This is a genomic window from Paracoccus lichenicola, assembly GCF_009708075.1.
In the GTDB taxonomy this organism is placed as follows: Bacteria; Pseudomonadota; Alphaproteobacteria; order Rhodobacterales; family Rhodobacteraceae; genus Paracoccus; species Paracoccus lichenicola.
On sequence record NZ_WMBT01000001.1, the window covers coordinates 624,494 to 643,449 of the forward strand.

18 protein-coding genes and 1 tRNA gene are annotated in these 18,956 nt (G+C 66.7%); 9 read left to right on the forward strand and 10 right to left on the reverse strand.

The features are described 5' to 3' along the window. Positions 1 to 105: 105 nt before the first annotated feature. The 6 genes from ptsP to GIY56_RS03155 form a co-directional block, all read right to left on the reverse strand. The gene (ptsP, locus tag GIY56_RS03130; protein WP_154763341.1) at positions 106 to 2,352 is read right to left on the reverse strand and encodes a phosphoenolpyruvate--protein phosphotransferase; all 2,247 of its coding nucleotides are present in this window, start codon (positions 2,350 to 2,352) and stop codon (positions 106 to 108) included. Between the two features lie 64 nt (positions 2,353 to 2,416). Further along, complete coding sequence (locus GIY56_RS03135) at positions 2,417 to 3,673, reverse strand: aspartate kinase (RefSeq protein ID WP_154763342.1); 1,257 nt, start codon at positions 3,671 to 3,673, stop codon at positions 2,417 to 2,419. A 101-nt stretch (positions 3,674 to 3,774) separates the two neighbouring features. Continuing rightward, positions 3,775 to 4,182, reverse strand: a complete 408-nt coding sequence (locus GIY56_RS03140) for a DUF1178 family protein (protein ID WP_154763343.1) — start codon at positions 4,180 to 4,182, stop codon at positions 3,775 to 3,777. A 39-nt stretch (positions 4,183 to 4,221) separates the two neighbouring features. Continuing rightward, positions 4,222 to 5,412 carry a 3-deoxy-D-manno-octulosonic acid transferase gene (locus tag GIY56_RS03145; RefSeq protein WP_154763344.1) on the reverse strand — a complete coding sequence of 397 codons (1,191 nt, stop codon included), beginning with the start codon at positions 5,410 to 5,412 and terminating at the stop codon, positions 4,222 to 4,224. A gap of 245 nt (positions 5,413 to 5,657) precedes the next feature. Then, a tRNA-Arg gene (locus GIY56_RS03150) sits at positions 5,658 to 5,734 on the reverse strand. 77 nt (positions 5,735 to 5,811) lie between these two features. Next, a complete protein-coding gene (locus GIY56_RS03155; protein ID WP_154763345.1) occupies positions 5,812 to 7,230 on the reverse strand; it encodes a sensor histidine kinase in 1,419 nt (472 codons plus the stop codon). 265 nt (positions 7,231 to 7,495) lie between these two features. Between GIY56_RS03155 and rpmH the strand changes: the two genes are divergently transcribed. The 9 genes from rpmH (at position 7,496) to GIY56_RS03200 (ending at position 14,106) form a co-directional block, all read left to right on the forward strand. Continuing rightward, positions 7,496 to 7,630: a 50S ribosomal protein L34 gene (rpmH, locus tag GIY56_RS03160; protein ID WP_089386361.1), complete on the forward strand. Its 135-nt coding sequence runs from the start codon at positions 7,496 to 7,498 to the stop codon at positions 7,628 to 7,630. 44 nt (positions 7,631 to 7,674) lie between these two features. Then, positions 7,675 to 8,079 carry a ribonuclease P protein component gene (rnpA, locus tag GIY56_RS03165; RefSeq protein ID WP_154763346.1) on the forward strand — a complete coding sequence of 135 codons (405 nt, stop codon included), beginning with the start codon at positions 7,675 to 7,677 and terminating at the stop codon, positions 8,077 to 8,079. Beyond that, entirely contained in the window at positions 8,076 to 8,339 is a 264-nt protein-coding gene (gene yidD, locus GIY56_RS03170) for a membrane protein insertion efficiency factor YidD (protein ID WP_154763347.1), read from the forward strand. Before rnpA ends, yidD begins: the two co-directional genes overlap by 4 nt. Beyond that, entirely contained in the window at positions 8,323 to 9,195 is an 873-nt protein-coding gene (gene ttcA, locus GIY56_RS03175) for a tRNA 2-thiocytidine(32) synthetase TtcA (RefSeq protein ID WP_154763348.1), read from the forward strand. The genes yidD and ttcA overlap by 17 nt, the downstream gene beginning before the upstream one ends. 108 nt (positions 9,196 to 9,303) lie before the next feature. Next, positions 9,304 to 11,127, forward strand: a complete 1,824-nt coding sequence (gene yidC / locus GIY56_RS03180; protein WP_154763349.1) for a membrane protein insertase YidC — start codon at positions 9,304 to 9,306, stop codon at positions 11,125 to 11,127. Then, a complete protein-coding gene (locus GIY56_RS03185; protein WP_328288415.1) occupies positions 11,124 to 11,885 on the forward strand; it encodes an MOSC domain-containing protein in 762 nt (253 codons plus the stop codon). The genes yidC and GIY56_RS03185 overlap by 4 nt, the downstream gene beginning before the upstream one ends. Further along, positions 11,882 to 12,532 (forward strand): ribosome biogenesis GTP-binding protein YihA/YsxC, encoded by a 651-nt coding sequence (gene yihA, locus GIY56_RS03190; RefSeq protein WP_154763350.1) that lies wholly within the window; start codon positions 11,882 to 11,884, stop codon positions 12,530 to 12,532. The genes GIY56_RS03185 and yihA overlap by 4 nt, the downstream gene beginning before the upstream one ends. Positions 12,533 to 12,607: 75 nt before the next feature. Continuing rightward, the gene (argB, locus tag GIY56_RS03195) at positions 12,608 to 13,507 is read left to right on the forward strand and encodes an acetylglutamate kinase (RefSeq protein WP_154763423.1); all 900 of its coding nucleotides are present in this window, start codon (positions 12,608 to 12,610) and stop codon (positions 13,505 to 13,507) included. Between the two features lie 80 nt (positions 13,508 to 13,587). Then, positions 13,588 to 14,106, forward strand: a complete 519-nt coding sequence (locus GIY56_RS03200; protein ID WP_154763351.1) for a SixA phosphatase family protein — start codon at positions 13,588 to 13,590, stop codon at positions 14,104 to 14,106. Positions 14,107 to 14,231: 125 nt separating this feature from the next. Here GIY56_RS03200 and GIY56_RS03205 read toward each other — a convergent pair whose 3' ends face one another. The 4 genes from GIY56_RS03205 to GIY56_RS03220 all read right to left on the reverse strand — a co-directional run bounded on the left by GIY56_RS03205 (position 14,232) and on the right by GIY56_RS03220 (position 18,867). Continuing rightward, positions 14,232 to 15,020 (reverse strand): amino acid ABC transporter ATP-binding protein, encoded by a 789-nt coding sequence (locus GIY56_RS03205; protein ID WP_154763352.1) that lies wholly within the window; start codon positions 15,018 to 15,020, stop codon positions 14,232 to 14,234. Between the two features lie 10 nt (positions 15,021 to 15,030). Further along, complete coding sequence (locus GIY56_RS03210; protein WP_154763353.1) at positions 15,031 to 16,485, reverse strand: amino acid ABC transporter permease; 1,455 nt, start codon at positions 16,483 to 16,485, stop codon at positions 15,031 to 15,033. Position 16,486: 1 nt separating this feature from the next. After that, positions 16,487 to 17,743: an amino acid ABC transporter permease gene (locus GIY56_RS03215; protein WP_230312239.1), complete on the reverse strand. Its 1,257-nt coding sequence runs from the start codon at positions 17,741 to 17,743 to the stop codon at positions 16,487 to 16,489. Between the two features lie 107 nt (positions 17,744 to 17,850). Further along, on the reverse strand, positions 17,851 to 18,867 hold the full coding sequence (locus tag GIY56_RS03220) for an amino acid ABC transporter substrate-binding protein (protein WP_154763354.1): 1,017 nt from the start codon (positions 18,865 to 18,867) through the stop codon (positions 17,851 to 17,853). Positions 18,868 to 18,956 lie beyond the last annotated feature (89 nt).

Genomic DNA, 18,956 nt, shown 5'->3' on the forward strand with positions numbered 1-18,956 from the left:
ATGCCGGGCCGCAGCAAGGCGCAAGCCGAACCCGCGCGTCCCCGGGAAGGTTGCAGGTTTACAAGGGGCAGCGGGGGTCTGCTGCCCGTTTTCGCGCCTTTCCGCCTATTGGCTGGCCAGCCATTCCGTCACGGGTTGGCGCAGGTTGGGCAGGCCCCGGTCCAGCCCTTCGTCGATGACCTCGCGCAGGCCCGCGATCGAGACGCGCCGGATCAGGTGCTTGACCGGCCCGATCGAGGCCGGGCGCATCGACAGCCGCCCGATCCCCAGGGCGGCGAAGGTCAGCGCCTCGACCGGGCGGCCCGCATCCTCGCCGCAAAAGGACAAGGGCACGCGCGCGTCCTCGCAGCGTTCGATGATCTGGCGCAAGAGCAGCAGGAAGGAGGAGTTCAGGGTGTCATAGCGGCGCCGCACGCGTTCGTTTTCCCGGTCCGCGGCAAAGAAGAACTGCTTGAGGTCGTTGCCGCCGATCGAGATGAAGTCGCACATCTCGAAGAACTTCCTGGGCGCGAAGGCCAGCGACGGGGTTTCCAGCATCGCCCCCACGCGGATGTCGGTGGGCATCGGATGGCCCACGCGCTGTTCGCGCGACAGTTCCTGCATCAGGATGCGATAGGCGGCCTCGTATTCGCTGATGTCGGCGACAAAGGGGAACATCACGTGCAGGGGCCGCCCGACAGATGCCCGGATCAGCGCCTGCAACTGCATCCGCAGGATGCCGCGCTTGTCCAGGCCCACGCGGATCGCGCGCCAGCCCATCGCGGGGTTGGGTTCGTCCTGCGGCTTCATGTAGGGCAGGACCTTGTCGGATCCGATGTCCAGCGTGCGGAACATCACCGGCTTGCCCTGGGCGTTGTCCACGACGCGGCGGTAAAGCTCGGCCAGCTCGGCCCGGCGGGGGACGTGGTTGCGGATCAGGAACTGCAATTCGGTGCGGAACAGGCCCACGCCCTCGGCCCCGGATCCTGCCAGCGACGGCAGGTCGGCCATCAGGCCCGCGTTCATGTAAAGCTGGATCGTGGTGCCGCAGGTGCCCGTCGCGGGCAGGGTGCGCAGGCTGGCATAGCGGTTCTGCGCCTCGGCCTGCATGGCGATCTTGTCGAGGAAGGCCTTGTGGACGGTTTCCTCGGGGCGCAGGTGGACGATGCCCTGGTCCCCGTCCAGCAGGATCGTGTCGCCGTTCAGCGCCTCGGTCGTGATGCGGGGGGCGTGGATGACCAGCGGAATGGCCAGCGCGCGCGCGACGATGGCGGCATGGCTGCCGACCGAGCCTTCCTCCAGCACGACCCCGCGCAACCGGCGGCCGTATTCCAGCAGTTCCGCCGGGCCGATGTTGCGGGCGACCAGGATGGGATTGTCGGGCATCTCGGCCCCGGTATCGGCGCCCTGCCCGGTCAGGATCCGCAACAGCCGGTTCGACAGGTCGTCCAGGTCGTGCAGGCGGTCGCGCAGATAGGGATCGGCGGCCATCTCCAACCGGGCGCGGGCGGCGGACTGTTCCTTTTCCACCGCGGCCTCGGCCGACAGGCCCAGCTGGATGTCCTCCTCCATCCGCTTCAGCCAGCTGCGCGAATGGGCGAACATGCGATAGGTTTCCAGCACGGCGGTATGTTCGCCCTCGCCGCCCATGTCGGCGGCGGCCACCATCTTGTCCACGGTGCTGCGCAGCATCGCCACGCCTTCGTGCAGGCGCGCCAGTTCCTTGTCGGGATCGTCGCCCACGGGATTGGTGACGACCACGCGCGCCTCGTGCAGCCAGACCCGGCCCTCGGCCGCGCCTTCCTGACCCGTCGAGCCGCGGATCATCAGCGGAAAGCGGTGCTTGGGCGGCATGCCGTCGGATTGGCTGCCCTGGAAGGCGCCAAGCTCGGTCATCTCGGCCAGCACCATGGCCACGACCTCCAGACCATAGATCTCGTCCTCGGAAAACAGCCGCGCCTCGCGGCACTGGACGACCAGCACGCCCAGCCGTTCGCCGACCCGCTGGATCGGCACGCCCAGGAAGCTTGGGAACACCTCCTCGCCCGTTTCGGGCATGAAGCGGAAACCGGGTTCCGACGGCGCGTCGGCGGTGTTCACATGCCGCCCCGTGCGGGCCACGCGGCCCACCAGCCCCTCGCCCAGGCGAAGGCGGGTGCGGTGAACGGATTCGGGGCGCAACCCTTCGGTCGCGCACAGTTCCAGCGTGTTGGGATCGCGGAACAGATAGATCGAGCAGACATCCGTTCCCATCGAATCGGCGATGTGATGGGTGATCTGGTCAAGCCTGTCCTGGCCGCCGCCAGGGGCGCCCAGGATTTCCTTCAACCGTTGCAGCAACTTGCGAGAGTCGCTGTCCTTGCGGTCTTGCATCGCCGGCCCGCCTTGCTTTGCGATAACCCGCCGCCGCCGCAAAGGGGCGGGCCGTCAGGGAATGTCAGGCCGCTTCCAGGCCAAAGGCATCATGCAGCGCCTGCACGGCCAATTCCATATACTTGCGGTCGATCAGCACCGAAATCTTGATCTCGCTCGTAGAGATCACCTTGATGTTGACGTTTTCGTCTGCAAGCGCCTTGAACATCTTGGCCGCCACGCCCGCATGGCTGCGCATTCCGATGCCCACGACCGACACCTTGGCCACCTCGGTATCGACGACCAGTTCGTCATAGGCGATATGGCCCGCGGCCATCGCCTCCTCCATCGCGCGCTTGGCGCGTTCCACCTGGTTGATGGGGACGGAAAAGGTCATGTCGGTCACGGAACCGGGGTGGTCGTCGTAATCCTTTTCCGAGATGTTCTGGACGATCATGTCCACGTTCACGCCCGCCTCGGCCAGGGGGGCGAAGATCGCGGCGGAAATGCCGGGCCGATCCTCGACCGTGACCAGGGTGATCTTGGCCTCGTCGCGCGAGGAGGCGACGCCGTTGACGACTTTCGATTCCATAATTTCTTCCTCATCGCAGATCAGGGTGCCGGAATTCTCGTCCGTGTCCTCGAACGAGGATAGCACGCGCAGCCGCACCTTGTAGCGCATCGCCAGTTCGACCGACCGGGTCTGCAGGACCTTGGCGCCCAGGGAGGCCAGTTCCAGCATCTCCTCGAAGGCGATCTTGTCCAGCTTGCGGGCCTTGGTGGTGATGCGCGGGTCGGTCGTGTAGACGCCGTCCACGTCGGTATAGATGTCGCAGCGTTCGGCCGCGAAGGCCGCGGCAAAGGCGACGGCGGTGGTGTCCGACCCGCCCCGGCCCAGCGTGGTGATGCGCCCGTCCGGGCCAAGCCCCTGGAAGCCCGCGACCACAGCGACCTTGAAGCCCTCGGCGAATTTCGTGTCGATATTCGTGCGCGGAATGTCCACGAAGCGTGCGGACGAATGCTGCGCGGTGGTGTTGATCGGCACCTGCCAGCCCTGCCAGGACCGTGCGGGCACGCCCATTTCCTGCAAGGTCAGCGCCATCAGGCCGGCCGTCACGTTCTCGCCGGAACTGACCACCGCGTCGTATTCGCGCGCGTCGAACAGGGGCGAGGTCTGTTCGACCCATCCCACCAGTTCGTTGGTCTTGCCGGACATGGCGCTGACGATGACGATCACGTCATAGCCGCGCTCGACCTCGCGCTGCACCTTCAGGGCGGCGTTCCGGATGCGGTCAAGGTCTGCAACCGAGGTGCCGCCGAATTTCATCACCAGAAGCGGCATCGCGGGGCCTCCAGCCAAGGGTTTCTGCTGGGCGCGGCTTTTAGGGGCGGGGGGGCGAAAGGGCAAGGGCGGAAAGGGGATATGCGCGATTGTTGTCGCGATCAGTTGGTCTTCTGCCGCGGGATGAAGGGCAAGGGCGCGACCGGCACGCCGTCCTCGATCAGCTTGCGGGCTTCTTCCAGCTTGGCCTCGCCATGGATCGCGCGGGTGGGGGCGCGGCCCTCGTGGATCGCGCGCGCCTCGTCCGCGAATTTCAGGCCGACATAGTCGCTGTTCGCCTCGACCTGCTGGCGCAGGGCCTGCAGCGCGGCCTCGACCGGGTTCATGGCGGGTTCGTGCTGTTTCGCCGCAGGGACTGCCGGGGCCATCAGCGACTTTTCCACCGTCACCGATCCGCATCGCGTGCAGGCCACGTGACCGGCCGCCCGCGTCGTCTCGAACGCGTCGGACGAGCGGAACCAGCCGTCGAAATCATGGCCCTGGTCGCAGCGCAAAGCATAGCGGATCATGGATACGAACCCCTTTTCCTTTCCTTGCCTTATATCGGGTCAGCCCCGCCCGCCTGCAAGTTCCCGCAAGCGCCCGATCAGCGCGGCCGGATCGCCCGCCCGGTCGTCCAGAACCCGGCGCGCCGCCTGTCCCATGTGCCGGGCAGACGAAGGGTCGCCCGCCAGCCGGATTAGCTGGTCCGCCAGCGACGCCGCATCGACCTGCCGCGCCGCCCCTGCCGCGTCCAGCGCCGCATAGCCTTGCGTGAAATTGCCCACATGCGGCCCGTGCAGGATCGCCGAGGCATGGGCCGCAGGCTCCCACGGGGTATGGCCGCCCCGCTGGGCCAGGGACCCGCCGACAAGGCAAAGCCCCGCCGCCGCATACCAGCGGTCCATTTCCCCCAGCGTGTCGGCCAGCAGCACGTCGCCCCCGGTGCCCCCGGCGGATCGCCGTTCAAAGGCGATGCCACGTTGCGTCAGAAGACCCGCGACCTCGTCCCCCCGCCGCGGATGGCGGATGGCCAGGATCAGCCGCAGGCCAGGGTGGTTGCGGCGCGCCTGCATCCAGGCGTCCAGCACCACGGCCTCCTCTCCTTCGTGGGTCGAGGCCGCCAGCACCGTCCGGTCACGCGATGCAGAGGGCGGCGGCGGCGCGATCCCGGCAGGCGCCAGCAGCTTCAGATCCAGCCGGGGCAGGACCGCCCGGCCGGGCAGGCCCAGGGCCAGAAGCCGCGCTTCGCTGTCCGCATCCTGGGCCGACAGCACCGTCAGCCGCTGCAAGACCGGCCCGATCAGGCGCGGCAGCCGCCTCCAGCGCAAAGCCGAGCGTGCCGACATGCGCGCCCCGATCACCGCCTGCGGGATGCCCCGGTCGGCCAGCATCCGCGACCGCAGCGGCCAGAACTCGCCCTCGACCGTGACCTGCAGGCGGGGCCGCGCCTGATCCAGAAAGCGGCCCAGGGCACCCGGCAGGTCCAGGGGCGCCAGCCGCGCCGGCAACCCCCACCCCGCCGCCATGTCCCGTCCGGTCAGGCTGTTGGCCGTGACCAGCACCCGATGCGTCTGCGCCAGCGCCGCGATGATCGGACGGGCCGAGGTCAGCTCGCCCACGGAGGCGCCGTGAAACCACAGGTCGGCGGGACCGACAGGGTCCAGCACCAGCCGCTCGCGCGGCGCACCCTGCCCGCCCAGCATGGCCCGCAGGCGAAAACCCTGTTCAAGAACCGAGGCGGTGGCGCGATAGATCATGGCAAGGCTATAGCCGATGCCGCACCCGGCATGAAGACCGGTCCCTGCCGGAACCCGACACACCACCTGACGTTGGCTTGCCAAGCATACGAAATCAGGAGGTTTCCATGAAGGGTCTTTTCGCCTGGTGGCTGGGCGTGCCGGTGATCGTGATCATCATCCTGTATCTGACAGGCATCTTCTGAGCGCACGATGCAACCGCCCCGAAGGGCAGTGGTTCCGTCATCGGATTGGGAAGGAAAAGGTGGCGGACCCGGAGCGATTCGAACGCCCGACCCCCAGATTCGTAGTCTGGTGCTCTATCCAGCTGAGCTACGGGTCCGTCGTAGGGCGGTGATCTATCCGCCCGTTCCGGGGGATGCAAGAGGGGTTTCGCAAAAAACGCCGCCCCTCTTGTTTTTATCGCGACGCCACCGCCTGCCGCGCCGGCAGGATCGCCATGTCGCGGGGGATGTGGATCATGAATTCGCTGCCCTCGGTATCGCTGCGGACCAGATCCAGCCGCCCGCCGTGGCCCCGGACCAGATCCGCCGCGATCGTCAGCCCCAACCCGGTGCCGCCCTTGCGCACGCTGCCCGAAAAGGGCTTGAACAGGTATTCCCGCGCCCGTTCCGGCAGGCCGGGACCGGTATCGCCCACGCGGATCCACCAGTCGCTGTCCGTCTCGCCCGCGCCGATCTCGACCGTGCCGGGCTGGCCGGTGCCCTCGATGGCCTGGCGGGCGTTGCGCGCCAGGTTGGCCAGCACGCGATACAGTTGGTCGCGGTCGGCGCGGATGGTCAGGGTCGGGGGGATGTCCGTCAGGAAATCGACCTGGGCTGCCGGGCTTGCCAGGGATTCGGCCTCGATCACCTCGGCCGCAAGCTGCGCCAAGGGAAAGCGCGACAGCGTGGGGGCAGGCTCCTCGGCCTTGCCGAAGGCCAGGGTCGTTTCGCACAGGTTCACGGCCCGGCTGATGGAATTGACCAGCTTCGGCGCGGCGCGCCGGACCTTGGGGTCGCCGCTGTCCTCCAGCCGGTCGGCGAAGATCTGCGCGGTGGTCAGGATGTTGCGCAGGTCGTGGCTGATCTTGGCCACCGCCTCGCCCAGCTGCGCCATCCGTTCGCGCTGCTTCAGGGCCGAGGTGACGGTTTTCTGCATCGATGCCATCGCCGTCTCGGCATCGCGCAATTCGACAAGCCGGGCGTCGGGGGTGATGATGTGGCGCGGATCCTCGGGGGCCTCGGCATAGGATACCATGTGGCTGATCACCCGCCGGATCGGCACCAGAACCAGCCGCTGCACGGCCAGGTTCAGAAGCAGCGCCGTCAGGATGGAAAACGCCGCCGACAGCAGCAGCAACCGCACGCCGTATTCGATCATCGCCGCGCGCAGGGGCGCGGTTTCCATGGTGATCTCGATCAGCTGGCCCGCCTCGTTGACGGGCGATCCCATGACGCGGATCACCTCGTTCCGGCGGTTGAGCAGCGTGCCCATCGCGTCGTCGATGGTCTGGGCCACGCCTTCCTCGCGCAGGTCATAGGTCTGGGCCACGGGTCCGGGAATGGGCGAGGACAGGACCAGCTGGCGGATGTCGTTGCGGCGCAGGACGACGTTGAAGACCCCGGCATTCTGCAGCAGTTCCGATTCCAGGTCGCTGGCCAGCGATTCGTCGGTCGCCAGCAGCGCAAGGCTGGCGATCTGCGCCCGTTCCAGCCGCGATTCGAGGTAATCGAGGCGAAAGCTGGCCAGCGCAGGAAGCAGGATGAACAGTTCGGCCAGCATGACGAAGATGATCGTCAGGGCGGCGAATCGGCCAGTGATCGTATTCAGTCGCATTTATTCGTGATTGTCATCGCGTCGAATACGCGTGTTTCGGCCCGGCGGTCCCCGTTTGCACATCAAACGAATGTGATCATAAGCCGGTTCCTGCCGGCAAAGAAAAGGACATTCTGCAAATGCCCCCGTCTTGTCGGTTGACGGGGCAGGCCGCGTGATCTATCCAGCGGGCTTCAAACAACCGGCGTGTTCGCGCGCAGGGTGGAATTCCGCCATTCCGCCGCTGCCAAACCGCCATCCGCAAGACACGACCCGGAGACTGACCATGAAGCGCACCTTTCAACCCTCGAACCTCGTTCGTGCGCGCCGTCACGGCTTTCGCGCCCGCATGGCGACCAAAGGCGGCCAGCTGGTGCTGAACCGCCGCCGCGCCAAGGGCCGCAAGCGCCTGTCGGCCTGATCCCTTTGCGGCGGGCGACCCCCGCCGATCCAAAGGCTTTCGCCATGCCGCCCCTGCCCCATCCCGCCGTTGCCCCCGCGCGACCCACGGATGACGGCACGGCGGCATTTCGCATGTCCATGCCCCCCGTCATCGCCAAGCGCGCCGACTTCCTGGCGGCCGCGCGGGCGCTGCGGCAGGGCACGCCGGGCTTTCTGCTGCAGGCGCGGGACCGGGGCGACGGGCTGCCGTTCCGCGTGGGCTTCACCTGTTCCAAGAAGATCGGCAACGCGGTGATGCGCAACCGCGCCAAGCGGCGCCTGCGCGAAGTCGCGCGGCTGCATCTGCCGCAAGGCGCGCGGCAAGGCTGGGACTACGTGCTGGTGGGCCGCCCCGACGCGACCGTCAGCCGCGACTTCGCCGACCTGTGCGGCGATCTGACGGGCGCGCTGCGGAAGATCCACAAATGACGCCGCTGGCCCGCCTTCTGGCGCTGCCGGTGCGCGGCTATCGGCTGGTGGCCTCGCCCTGGGTGGGTCATGGCTGCCGGTTCCAGCCGACCTGTTCGGCCTATGCCCTGGACGCCCTGGCCCGTCACGGCGCATTGCGCGGCACATGGCTGGCGGCACGGCGCGTCGGGCGCTGTCACCCCTGGGGCGGGTCAGGCTATGATCCGGTGCCGGGGTCCGATCCCGATCACGAAAGGCAGTCCCATGCTGGACGACACTGACGAGTTGACCGAGATCCATCCGCTGTTCGCGGGCGCCCCGTCCTCGACCGAGTTCCGCAAGCTGCGCAAGCGGCTGGTCCGCGAAACCCGCGCGGCCATCGAGGATTACGGCATGATCCGCCCCGGCGACCGCTGGCTGGTCTGCCTGTCTGGCGGCAAGGACAGCTACACCCTGCTGGCGGTGCTGCACGAATTGAAATGGCGCGGGCTGCTGCCGGTCGATCTGCTGGCCTGCAACCTCGACCAGGGCCAGCCGAACTTTCCGGCGACCGTGCTGCCCCGGTTCCTGACGGAACGCGGCGTCGCGCACCGGATCGAATACCAGGACACCTATTCGGTCGTCACCGACAAGATCGCGCCGGGCGGGACCATGTGTTCGCTGTGTTCGCGCCTGCGCCGGGGCAACCTGTACCGCATCGCGCGCGAGGAGGGCTGCTCCGCCGTGGTCCTGGGCCATCACCGCGACGACATCCTGGAAACTTTCTTCATGAACCTGTTCCACGGCGGCAGGCTGGCGACCATGCCGCCCAAGCTCTTGAACGAAGACGGCGACCTGACGGTGCTGCGCCCGCTGGCCTATGTGGCCGAGGCCGATTGCGAACGGTTTTCACGGGCCATGGCCTATCCCATCATCCCCTGCGACCTGTGCGGCAGCCAGGAAGGCTTGCAGCGCGTGCAGGTGAAACGCCTGCTGGACGAATGGGAACAGCGCACGCCGGGCCGCCGCCAGGTGATGTTCCGCGCGCTGATGAACGTGCGTCCCTCGCATCTGCTGGATCCGAAGCTGTTCGATTTCGCCGCGCTGTTCCCGGGGGACGCTGCGGCACCCGTGGACGACATCCCGCGCCTGCGTTAGGCGCCTGCGACTCCTGTGCGGAGGCTGGTCCTTGGGCCAAATCCGCTTGACCTTCAGGCGCCCCTTCTGTTGAAGCGGCGCGACGGACGCGATGAGGCTGGTAGGCACATGGAAGACAACAACCGCAATCTGATCCTGGCGACGGTCCTGTCGTTCCTGGTGATCCTGGTTTGGTACACGGTCTTCGCGCCCGAACCGCCGGTGCCCGCGGAACAGCCGGTCGCGGTGGAAAGCCAGACCCAGGACGTGCCGCTGGCGAACCCGGAAAGCAGCACCCTGCCCGCCGACCTGGGCGCGCCCACGGACGCCGCGCCCCAGGCGGGCCGCGTGCAGATCCAGACGCCGTCGCTGTCGGGGTCCATCTCTCTGGCCGGTGGCCGCATCGACGACCTGCTGCTCACGAAATACCGCGAAACGCTGGACGACAGCTCGCCCCACGTGCGGCTGCTGTCGCCGTCCTCGGCCACGGCCGCGATCCAGACGGGCGAGGCCAAACCCTATTATGCCGTCTATGGCTGGACCCCCGGACCCGGCGTCGATCCGGCGCTGGTGCCCAACCCCTCAACCCTGTGGACCGTGGAATCGGGCGAGGTGCTAGCCCCCGGCCAGCCCGTCACGCTGGCCTGGGACAACGGCGCGGGCCAGATCTTCCGCCGCACCTTCTCGGTCGACGAGAACTATCTGTTCACCGTGGGCCACAGCCTGCAGAACAACGGCGATGCGGCCTTCACCGCCGCGCCCTACGGCATCATCGCCCGCCACGGCCGCCCCGACACGCAGAACTTCTTCGTGCTGCACGAAGGCGCGGTCGGCATGAACGACGGCAAGCTGCTGGAACTGAAATACGACAAGATCACCGAACTGGACCCCGTGGACCGCGAAGGCCGCGCCCAGGTGACCGAGGTCACGGGCAACGGCTGGGTGGGCTTCACCGACAAGTACTGGATGACCACGCTGGCCCCCGCGCCGGGCCAGGCCTTCACCTCGGTCGTGAAATACGCGGAAGGCGCGGGCATCTTCCAGACCGAAGCCCGCTATCCGATGCAGACCGTCGCGCCCGGCACCCAGGTCAATTCCGACAGCTACCTGTTCGCCGGCGCCAAGGTGTGGGAGGTCATCAACGGCTATCAGGAAACCCCCGGCATCCAGCGGTTCGTCGATTCCATCGACTGGGGCTGGTTCTACTTCCTGACGAAACCCATCTTCCGCGTCCTGCACTGGCTGCACGGCTTCATCGGCAACATGGGCTGGTCGATCATCGCGCTGACCTTCATCCTCAAGCTGCTGGTCTTCCCGCTGGCGCGCAAGTCCTACATCTCGATGGCCAAGATGAAGGAACTCCAGCCGCAGATGGAGGCGCTGAAGGAACGCACCGGCGACGACCGCATGAAGTTCCAGAAGGAGATGATGGAGCTTTACAAGCGCGAGAAGGTGAACCCCGCCGCGGGTTGCCTGCCCGTGCTGCTGCAGGTGCCGATCTTCTTCGCGCTCTACAAGGTGATCTTCGTCACCATCGAATTGCGCCACGCCCCTTGGGTCGGCTGGATCCGCGACCTTGCCGCGCCCGATCCGTCCTCGCTGCTGAACCTGTTCGGGCTGCTGCCCTTTGCCCCCCCGGCGCAAGGCACACTGCTGCATTCGCTGTCGCTGCCCGCGCTGGCGATCGTGCTGGGCATCAGCATGTGGATCCAGCAGCGGCTGAACCCGGCGCCCGCGGACCCCGCGCAGAAGATGATCTTCGCCTGGATGCCCTGGATCTTCATGTTCATGCTGGGCGGCTTCGCCTCGGGTCTGGTGCTCTACTGGATCACCAACAACCTGATCACCTGCGTGCAGCAATACACGATCATGACCATGCACGGCCACCGGCCCGACCTGTTCGGCAACATCAAGTCCGCGATCCCCGCCCGTCCCCGCAAGGGCGGCAAGTGAGCGCAACCCTGGCCCATATCCGCCGCCATCCGATCAAGTCGATCGGCGGCGAGGGGCTTGACCACGTGACCCTGTCTGCGGCGCGCCGCCTGCCGGGCGACCGGGAATGGGCGGTGCTGACCGAAGCGGGTGAACGCAACGCGCAAGGAAGCCAGACCGGCGGAGAACCCGACCGCTGGCTGCCCAAGTCCTGCTTCGTGCGCGGCGTGCAGTCGCCGCAGGTGCAGGCGATTAGCGGCGGCTGGACGGACGGGCGTCTGGTGCTGCGCCAGCCGACGCAGGCCGATCTGGTGATCGACCCGGAAACCGAGGGCGACCGGCTGGTCGAATGGCTGCGCCCGCTGTGGCCCGCCAATGCCCCCGCGCCCACCCGCCTGGTGCGCGGCGCCGCCATCTGGACGGACCAGAAATGGCCGTGGATCTCGATCCTGTCGCTGGCAAGCCTGGCCGACCTGGAAGCCCGCACCGGCCAGCCGCTCGGCATACACCGCTGGCGCGGCAACCTGTGGGTGGACGGCTGGACCCCCTGGGCCGAACGCGACCTGATCGGCCACATCATCCGCATCGGCGACGTGGAACTGCGCGTGACCGCCCCCATCGGCCGCTGCGACGCGACCAGCGCCGATACCGACACCGGCGAACGGGACATCGACATGCTGGCAACCCTCCAACGCCTTTACGGCCACACCGACTTCGGCATCTTCGCCGAGGTCGTCACCGGCGGCGCCATCGCGCTTGGCGACAAGGTGGCGGCATGAAGGTCGCCTTCCCCGTCGCCCCCGAACCGGACGCAGAAACCGCCGAGGCCGCGCGCCTGCTGTTCGCCGGTCCCGTCGATTTCCTGAAAGGCGTGGTCGCCATGGACGGCCTGCCCCCCGCCGACCGCCCCGAGGTCTGCTTCGCGGGCCGCAGCAACGTGGGCAAGTCCAGCCTCATCAACGCGCTGACCGGCCGCAAGGGCATCGCGCGGGCGTCCAACACGCCGGGGCGCACGCAGGAAATCAACTACTTCACCCTGGGCGACCACGGCTATCTGGTGGACCTGCCCGGCTACGGCTTTGCCAAGGCCCCGGTCGCGATTGTCGCCAAATGGCAGGCGCTGCTCAAGAACTATCTGGCGGGCCGCCCCACCCTGCGCCGCGCCTTCTGCCTGATCGATTCGCGCCACGGGGTGAAACCCGTGGATCACGAGATCATGACGCTTCTGGACAAGTCCGCCGTGCCCTTCCAGGCGGTGCTGACCAAGATCGACAAGCTGGGACCGAACGCCCTCCAGCCGGTGATCGACCAGGTCGAGGCGGAATTGCAGAAACACCCCGCCGCCTTCCCGCAGATCGTGGTGACATCCTCGGACAAGGGCCAGGGCATCGCGACCCTGCGCGCGATCATCGCCGGCCTCGACTGAACGCGTCTGGACTGACCTGCCGATGCATCCTAGGGTCCGCGCGTCACACAGGGGCCAAGGATGAGAAAGCAGAACATGAACCGTGACTGGACCGCCACCGCCAGAACCCTTTCCGAGGCCCTGCCCTATCTGCAACGCTATTCCGGCGCGGTGGTCGTGGTGAAGTTCGGCGGCAACGCCATGGGCGACGACGACGCGATGGCCGAATTCGCCCGCGACATCGTGCTGATGAAGCAGGTCGGCATGAACCCGGTCGTCTGCCACGGCGGCGGGCCGATGATCAACGAACTGCTGGCCAGGCTGGGCATCGAAAGCACCTTCGTGCGCGGCAAGCGCGTGACCACCAAGGAAACGGTCGAGGTCGTGGAAATGGTGCTGTCGGGCCTCGTGAACAAGCGCATCGTCCAGGCCATCAACGACGCGGGCGGGCGCGCCGTGGGCATCAGCGGCAAGGACGACGACCTGATGGTCTGCGAGGCGGACGACCCCGAACTGGGCTTCGTCGGCCGCCCGGTCGAGATGAACGTCCAGATCATCCGCGACCTTTACAAGGCGGGGCTGATCCCGGTCATCGCCCCCGTCGCCACCGGCATGAACGACAACGAGACCTTCAACGTCAACGGCGACACCGCCGCGGGCGCCATCGCGGGGGCGCTGCGCGCCGACCGGCTGCTGCTGCTGACGGATGTCGCGGGCGTCAAGGACAGGAACGGAGAGGTCCTGACCCAGCTCCACCCCGACCAGGTGCGCGCCATGATCGCCGACGGCACCATCGCAGGCGGCATGATCCCCAAGACCGAAACCGCGCTGAAGGCCCTGCAGGACGGGGTGCGCGCCGTGGTGATCCTGGACGGGCGCGTGCCCAATGCCAGCCTGCTGGAACTCTTCACCGAACATGGCGCGGGCAGCCTGATCCGGTCCACGCCCCCCAGCACCCGGCCGCGCGGACTGCGGCAAGGGGACGTGTCGCTGTAATTCCACGCATCGCCTTGCCGAATGCACGGTGGAATGGCAGGCTGCGTTCACATTCGGGTTGAAACGGGGGCTGCCTGCACATGACACCGCTTGGACATCGACGGCTGATCCTGACGCGCCACGCCAAGTCGGCCTGGGATGATCCGGCCCTGGCCGATCACGACCGCCCGCTGAACGACCGCGGCCGCCGTTCGGCCCTGGCCCTTGGCGACTGGATGGCCTCGCGCGGCTACGAACCCGAGGAGGTGTTGTGTTCGTCCGCCGCCCGCACGCAGGAAACCTGGGCCGTGATCGCCAGCGCGCCGCTTGAAGTGCGCCCGGTCCTGCGGATCGAGCCGGGCCTGTATCAGGCGGGACCGGAAAGGATGCTGTCGGTCCTGAAGACGGCGACCTATCCGACGGTGATGATGCTGGGCCACAACCCCGGCATTTCCGAATTCGCGGCGCTGCTGCCCGCGCGCCTGCCGATGGATCCCGATTTCCGCCGCTATCCCACCGGCGCCACGCTGGTGGTCGATTTCCAGGCGGACAGCTGGTCGCAGATCGAACCCGGCCAGGGCAGCGTGATGGATTTCGTCCGCCTCGACGGACGGCGCTAGGCTTTCACCTTTGTCCAAATATCCTCCGGGGGCTTCGAAGCGCCCGGAAAAAGGTCCAGTGGACCTTTTTCAGCTGAGAAGGGGCCGGCAGGCCCGAGCGGGGGGCGAAGCGCCCCCGGCCTTCTTCAGTGCCCCAGGATCTGGCTCAGGAACAGCTTGGTCCGTTCCGACTTGGGATTGTTGAAGAACTCGTAAGGCTCGTTCTGCTCGACGATCTGGCCCTGGTCCATGAAGATCACCCGGTTCGCGACGGCCTGGGCGAAGCCCATCTCGTGCGTCACGCACAGCATGGTCATGCCCTCCTCGGCCAGTTCGATCATGGTGTCCAGGACCTCCTTGATCATCTCGGGGTCAAGGGCACTGGTCGGTTCGTCGAACAGCATGATCCTGGGCTGCATGCACAGGGACCGGGCGATGGCCACGCGCTGTTGCTGACCGCCGGACAGCTGGCCCGGATATTTCCCGGCCTGCTCGGGGATCTTGACCTTTTCCAGAAACCGCATGGCCGTTTCCTCGGCCTGCCGGCGGGGCACCTTGCGCACCCAGATGGGCGCCAGCGTGCAGTTTTCCAGCACCGTCAGATGCGGGAACAGGTTGAAGTGCTGGAACACCATGCCGACCTCGGACCGGACCTTGTCGATGTTCTTGATGTCGTTGGTCAGCTCGATCCCGTCCACGACGATATGGCCGGACTGGTGTTCCTCCAGCCGGTTGATGCAGCGGATCAAGGTGGACTTGCCCGATCCCGACGGCCCGGCGATCACGATGCGCTCGCCCCGATGCACGGTCAGGTCGATGTCGCGCAGCACGTGGAAATTGCCGTACCACTTGTTCATGTTGCGGATGTCGATGGCGATCTCGTCGCTGACCCGCATCTGGCTGCGGTCGATGGGGCGGGTGCTGTTGTCGCTCATGGCGGTGTCCTTACCTGTGGTCGCGTGCCAAGCGGCGTTCAAGATACATCGAATAGCGCGACATGCCGAAGCAGATCAGAAAGAAGATGAAGCCCACGAAGATGTAAGGCTCCCAATAGATGCCCTTCCAGCTGGTGCTGGCGCGCACCGCGTCGGACATGGACTTCAGCGGGTCGTAAAGGCCCACGAAGGTGACAAGCGTGGTGTCCTTGAACATGCCGATGAAGGTGGACACGATGCCGGGGATGGAAATCTTCAGCGCCTGCGGCAAGACGATCAGCCGCTGCGCCTTCCAGTAGTCCAGGCCCAGGGCGTCGGCGGCCTCGTATTGGCCCTTGGGCAGGGCGGCCAACCCGCCGCGGATCACCTCGGCCATGTAGGCGGCGGAAAACAGCGTCACCATGATGATGACGCGCAGGATGATGTCGAAGGTGGTGCCCGGCGGCAGGAAATAGTTCAGCAGCAGGGAGGCCACGAACAGCAGCGCGATCAGCGGCACGCCCCGGATGAACTCGATGAAGATCACCGCCAGCGTCTTGACCAGGAACATGTCCGACCGCCGCGCCAGCGCCAGCACGATGCCCAGCGGCAGCGACATGACGATGCCCGCCACGCCGATGGTGATCGACAGCAGGAAGCCGCCGAACCGGTCCGAATCCACGGCCGGAATCGCCAGCGAGACGATGCCTTGCGCGTCCCGCGACGCATCGCCCGCAAAGACGATCCACCAGACCAGCGGCACGACCAGCGCCGCGACCGTCGCGACCAGGGCAGAGACGCGGCCAAGCAGCCGCCAGGCGATCCAGCCCAGCACGGGTCCCGCCAGCACCATGATCGGTCCCCAGGCCGAGCCGCCCCACAGGAACCACACCCCCATCAGCGGATAAAGGACCGAAAAGACCAGCAGCCAAGCCACATGCCGTTCCGAGATCAGGATCGCGCCGACCAGCACCACGGCGGCAAAGACCAGCCAGGCGGCAGGCGCGCCCAGGGTCGCCATCAGCCACAGCGTCAGCACGGTGGTCAGCACCAGCACGATGCGCCGGATCCCGGCCGATTCCGAAAACAGCACCGGCGCCAGGGCCACGAACAGCAGGCCAAAGGTCATGGTCGGGCGCCAGTACAGCTCGACCGGGTAGAAGCCGAAGACATACTGGTTCCAGCGTTCCCGGATCACCGCCCAGCAGGCGCCGCGCGCGCCTTCGCCCCAGGTTTCCGCGATGATCCGGCGGCAGTCGGCCAGGCTGTCCGCGTTCCAGACGGAATGGGAGAACCAGTCCCAGAAATGGCTGGCCACGAACCAGACGATCAGGACGCCCAGGATCGTCAGGATCGTGTTCAGCGGTCCCGAAAACAGGTTCTGCCGCAGCCAGCGGACCGCGCCCGCTTCCTTGATCGGCGGATCGGCCGGGGGCAGCATGGTGTCGCGGACAAAGGGAACGGTCTGGGCGTGGGTTTCGCTCATCTCACCGCTCCTTCAGCTTGACGCTTGCGTTGAAGATGTTCATCCCGGTCGAGATGATCAGGCTGAGCACCAGATAGACCCCCATCATCAGCAGGATGGATTCCAGTTCCCGTCCCGTCTGGTTCAGCGTCGTGCCGCCCAGCGTGCCCTTGATGTCCATGTAGCCCACGGCAATGGCAAGGGAACTGTTCTTGGTCAGGTTCAGGTATTGGGAAATCAGCGGCGGGATGATCACCCGCAGCGCCTGCGGCAGGATCACCAGGTTCATGGTGCGGCCCGGGCGCAGGCCCAAGGCAAAGGCGGCCTCGCTTTGGCCACGGCTGACGGCCAGGATCCCGGCGCGGACGATCTCGGCGATGAACGCGCCGGTGTAAAGCGTCAGCGCCAGCCACAGCGCGACCAGCCCGTTCTGGACGTTCAGCCCGCCGGTGAAGTTGAAGCCGCGCAGCTGCGGCGGGATCATGTGCAGGCCGAAATACCAGATCAGCAGCAGCGACGGCACCGTCATGACGCCCAGGCTCATCCACCAGGTGGTGGGGCGGACGCCTGTCCGGTCCTGCACCCGCTGCGCCCAGGCGGCGATCATGCGCCGGACGATCCAGCCCGCGACCAGCACCACGACAAAGGCGATGGTCGCCCAGTTGAAGGTGATGCGCGCGCCCAGATCCAGGCTGCCCGGATCGTTGGTCATCGCCAGCGTCGGAATGGCGGTATAGCGGTTCGTCAGCGCCACATGGTCGAACAGGATCATGCTGGCCGCGGGATCGTCGCCCCGAAAGGCGTTCGGCGGCGGCATCACCTCGGTGAAGATCGCGAAGACGATCAGGATCCACAACAGCAGGGGCACGTTGCGGAACGCCTCGACATAGACGGTCATCAGCCGCGCGATCAGCCAGTTGTTCGACAACCGCGCCACGCCCGCGATGATGCCCACGACGGTGGCCGCGATGCAGCCCAGGATCGACACGATCAGCGTGTTCAGCAGGCCGACAAAGGCCGCGCGCAGATGCGTGTCGTCCGAGGTATAGGGGATCGGCGTCTGCGGGATGTCATAGCCCGCGCGCTGCCACAGGAAGCCGAAGTCGAAATCCTTGCCCATGGCCGCGAGGTTGCGGACCGTGTTGTTGACCAGCCACCAGGCCAGCGCCATCACCAGGATGAACACGATCACCTGGAAGGTCATCGACCGATAGCGCCGATCATGGATCAACATGCTTGGCCGGAACGGCGGATTCGCCGAGACCATAACGTCCGTCATTCTTCTACCCCTGCAGCCGGTCATGCCTTGTGGTGGCAGCGTTTGTCGCAACCGGTCTTGTCATGCGAAAGGGGCGCATCTGCGCCCCCCAGCGTTGCTGCGATGCCTCAGCGGAAGGGCATCGCGTACATCAGGCCGCCCTGCGTCCACTGGGCGTTCAGCCCGCGCGCCAGACCGATGGGGGTCTGCTCGCCGATATTGGCCGCGAAGATCTCGCCATAGTTGCCGCTGGCCATGATGGCGCGCTTGGCCCATTCCTTGTCCAGCCCGATCATCGCGCCCAGGTCGTCGGTCACGCCCAGAAGGCGCTGAACCTCGGGGTTCTGGGACGAGGTGGTCAGTTCCTCGACATTGGCCGAGGTGACGCCGTATTCCTCGGCCGCGATCAGCGCGTAAAGCGTCCAGCGGACGATGTCGCCCCAGTTGCTGTCGCCGTGGCGCACCGCCGGTCCCAGCGGTTCCTTGGAAATGATCTCGGGCAGGATGATGTGGTTTTCGGGGTCGGCAAAGGCCGCGCGGGTGGCCGCCAGGCCCGATGCGTCGGTCGTATAGGCGTCGCAGGCGCCGGCCATGTATTGCTGCTCGCCCTCGGCATTGCTGTCGATGTTGACGGGCGTGTAGGTCATGTTGTTGGCCTTGAAGTAATCGGCCAGGTTCAGTTCCGTGGTGGTGCCGGTCTGGATGCAGACGGTCGCGCCGTCCAGTTCCTTGGCCGAGGTCACGCCCAGGTCCTTGTTCACCATGAAGCCCTGGCCGTCATAGTAATTGACGCCGATGAAATCCAGCTTCAGGTCGGTGTCGCGCGAAAACGTCCAGGTCGAGTTCCGCGCCAGCACGTCCACCTCTCCGGACGACAGGGCGGTGAACCGCGTCTGGCCGGTGGTGGGGACGTATTTCACCTTTGTCGCATCGCCCAGGACGGCGGCGGCGACGGCCTTGCAGATATCGACATCGAAGCCCGTCCAGTTGCCGTTCGCATCGGGTGCCGCAAAACCGACGAGGCCCGTGTTCACGCCGCAGTTCAGCTCACCGCGCGCCTTCACGTCGGCCAGCGTGTCGGCCATGCCCGCACCCGCCATCAGCGTGACGGCGGCGACGGAACCCAGAAAAACCGAAGTATTCATTTCTACCCCTTTGTTGGTGCCGCCGTCGCAGGGATCCCGCGGGCGGCGCCCGGACCTTGCCGGCCGGGCTTGTCTTCCGGAAGCCCGCA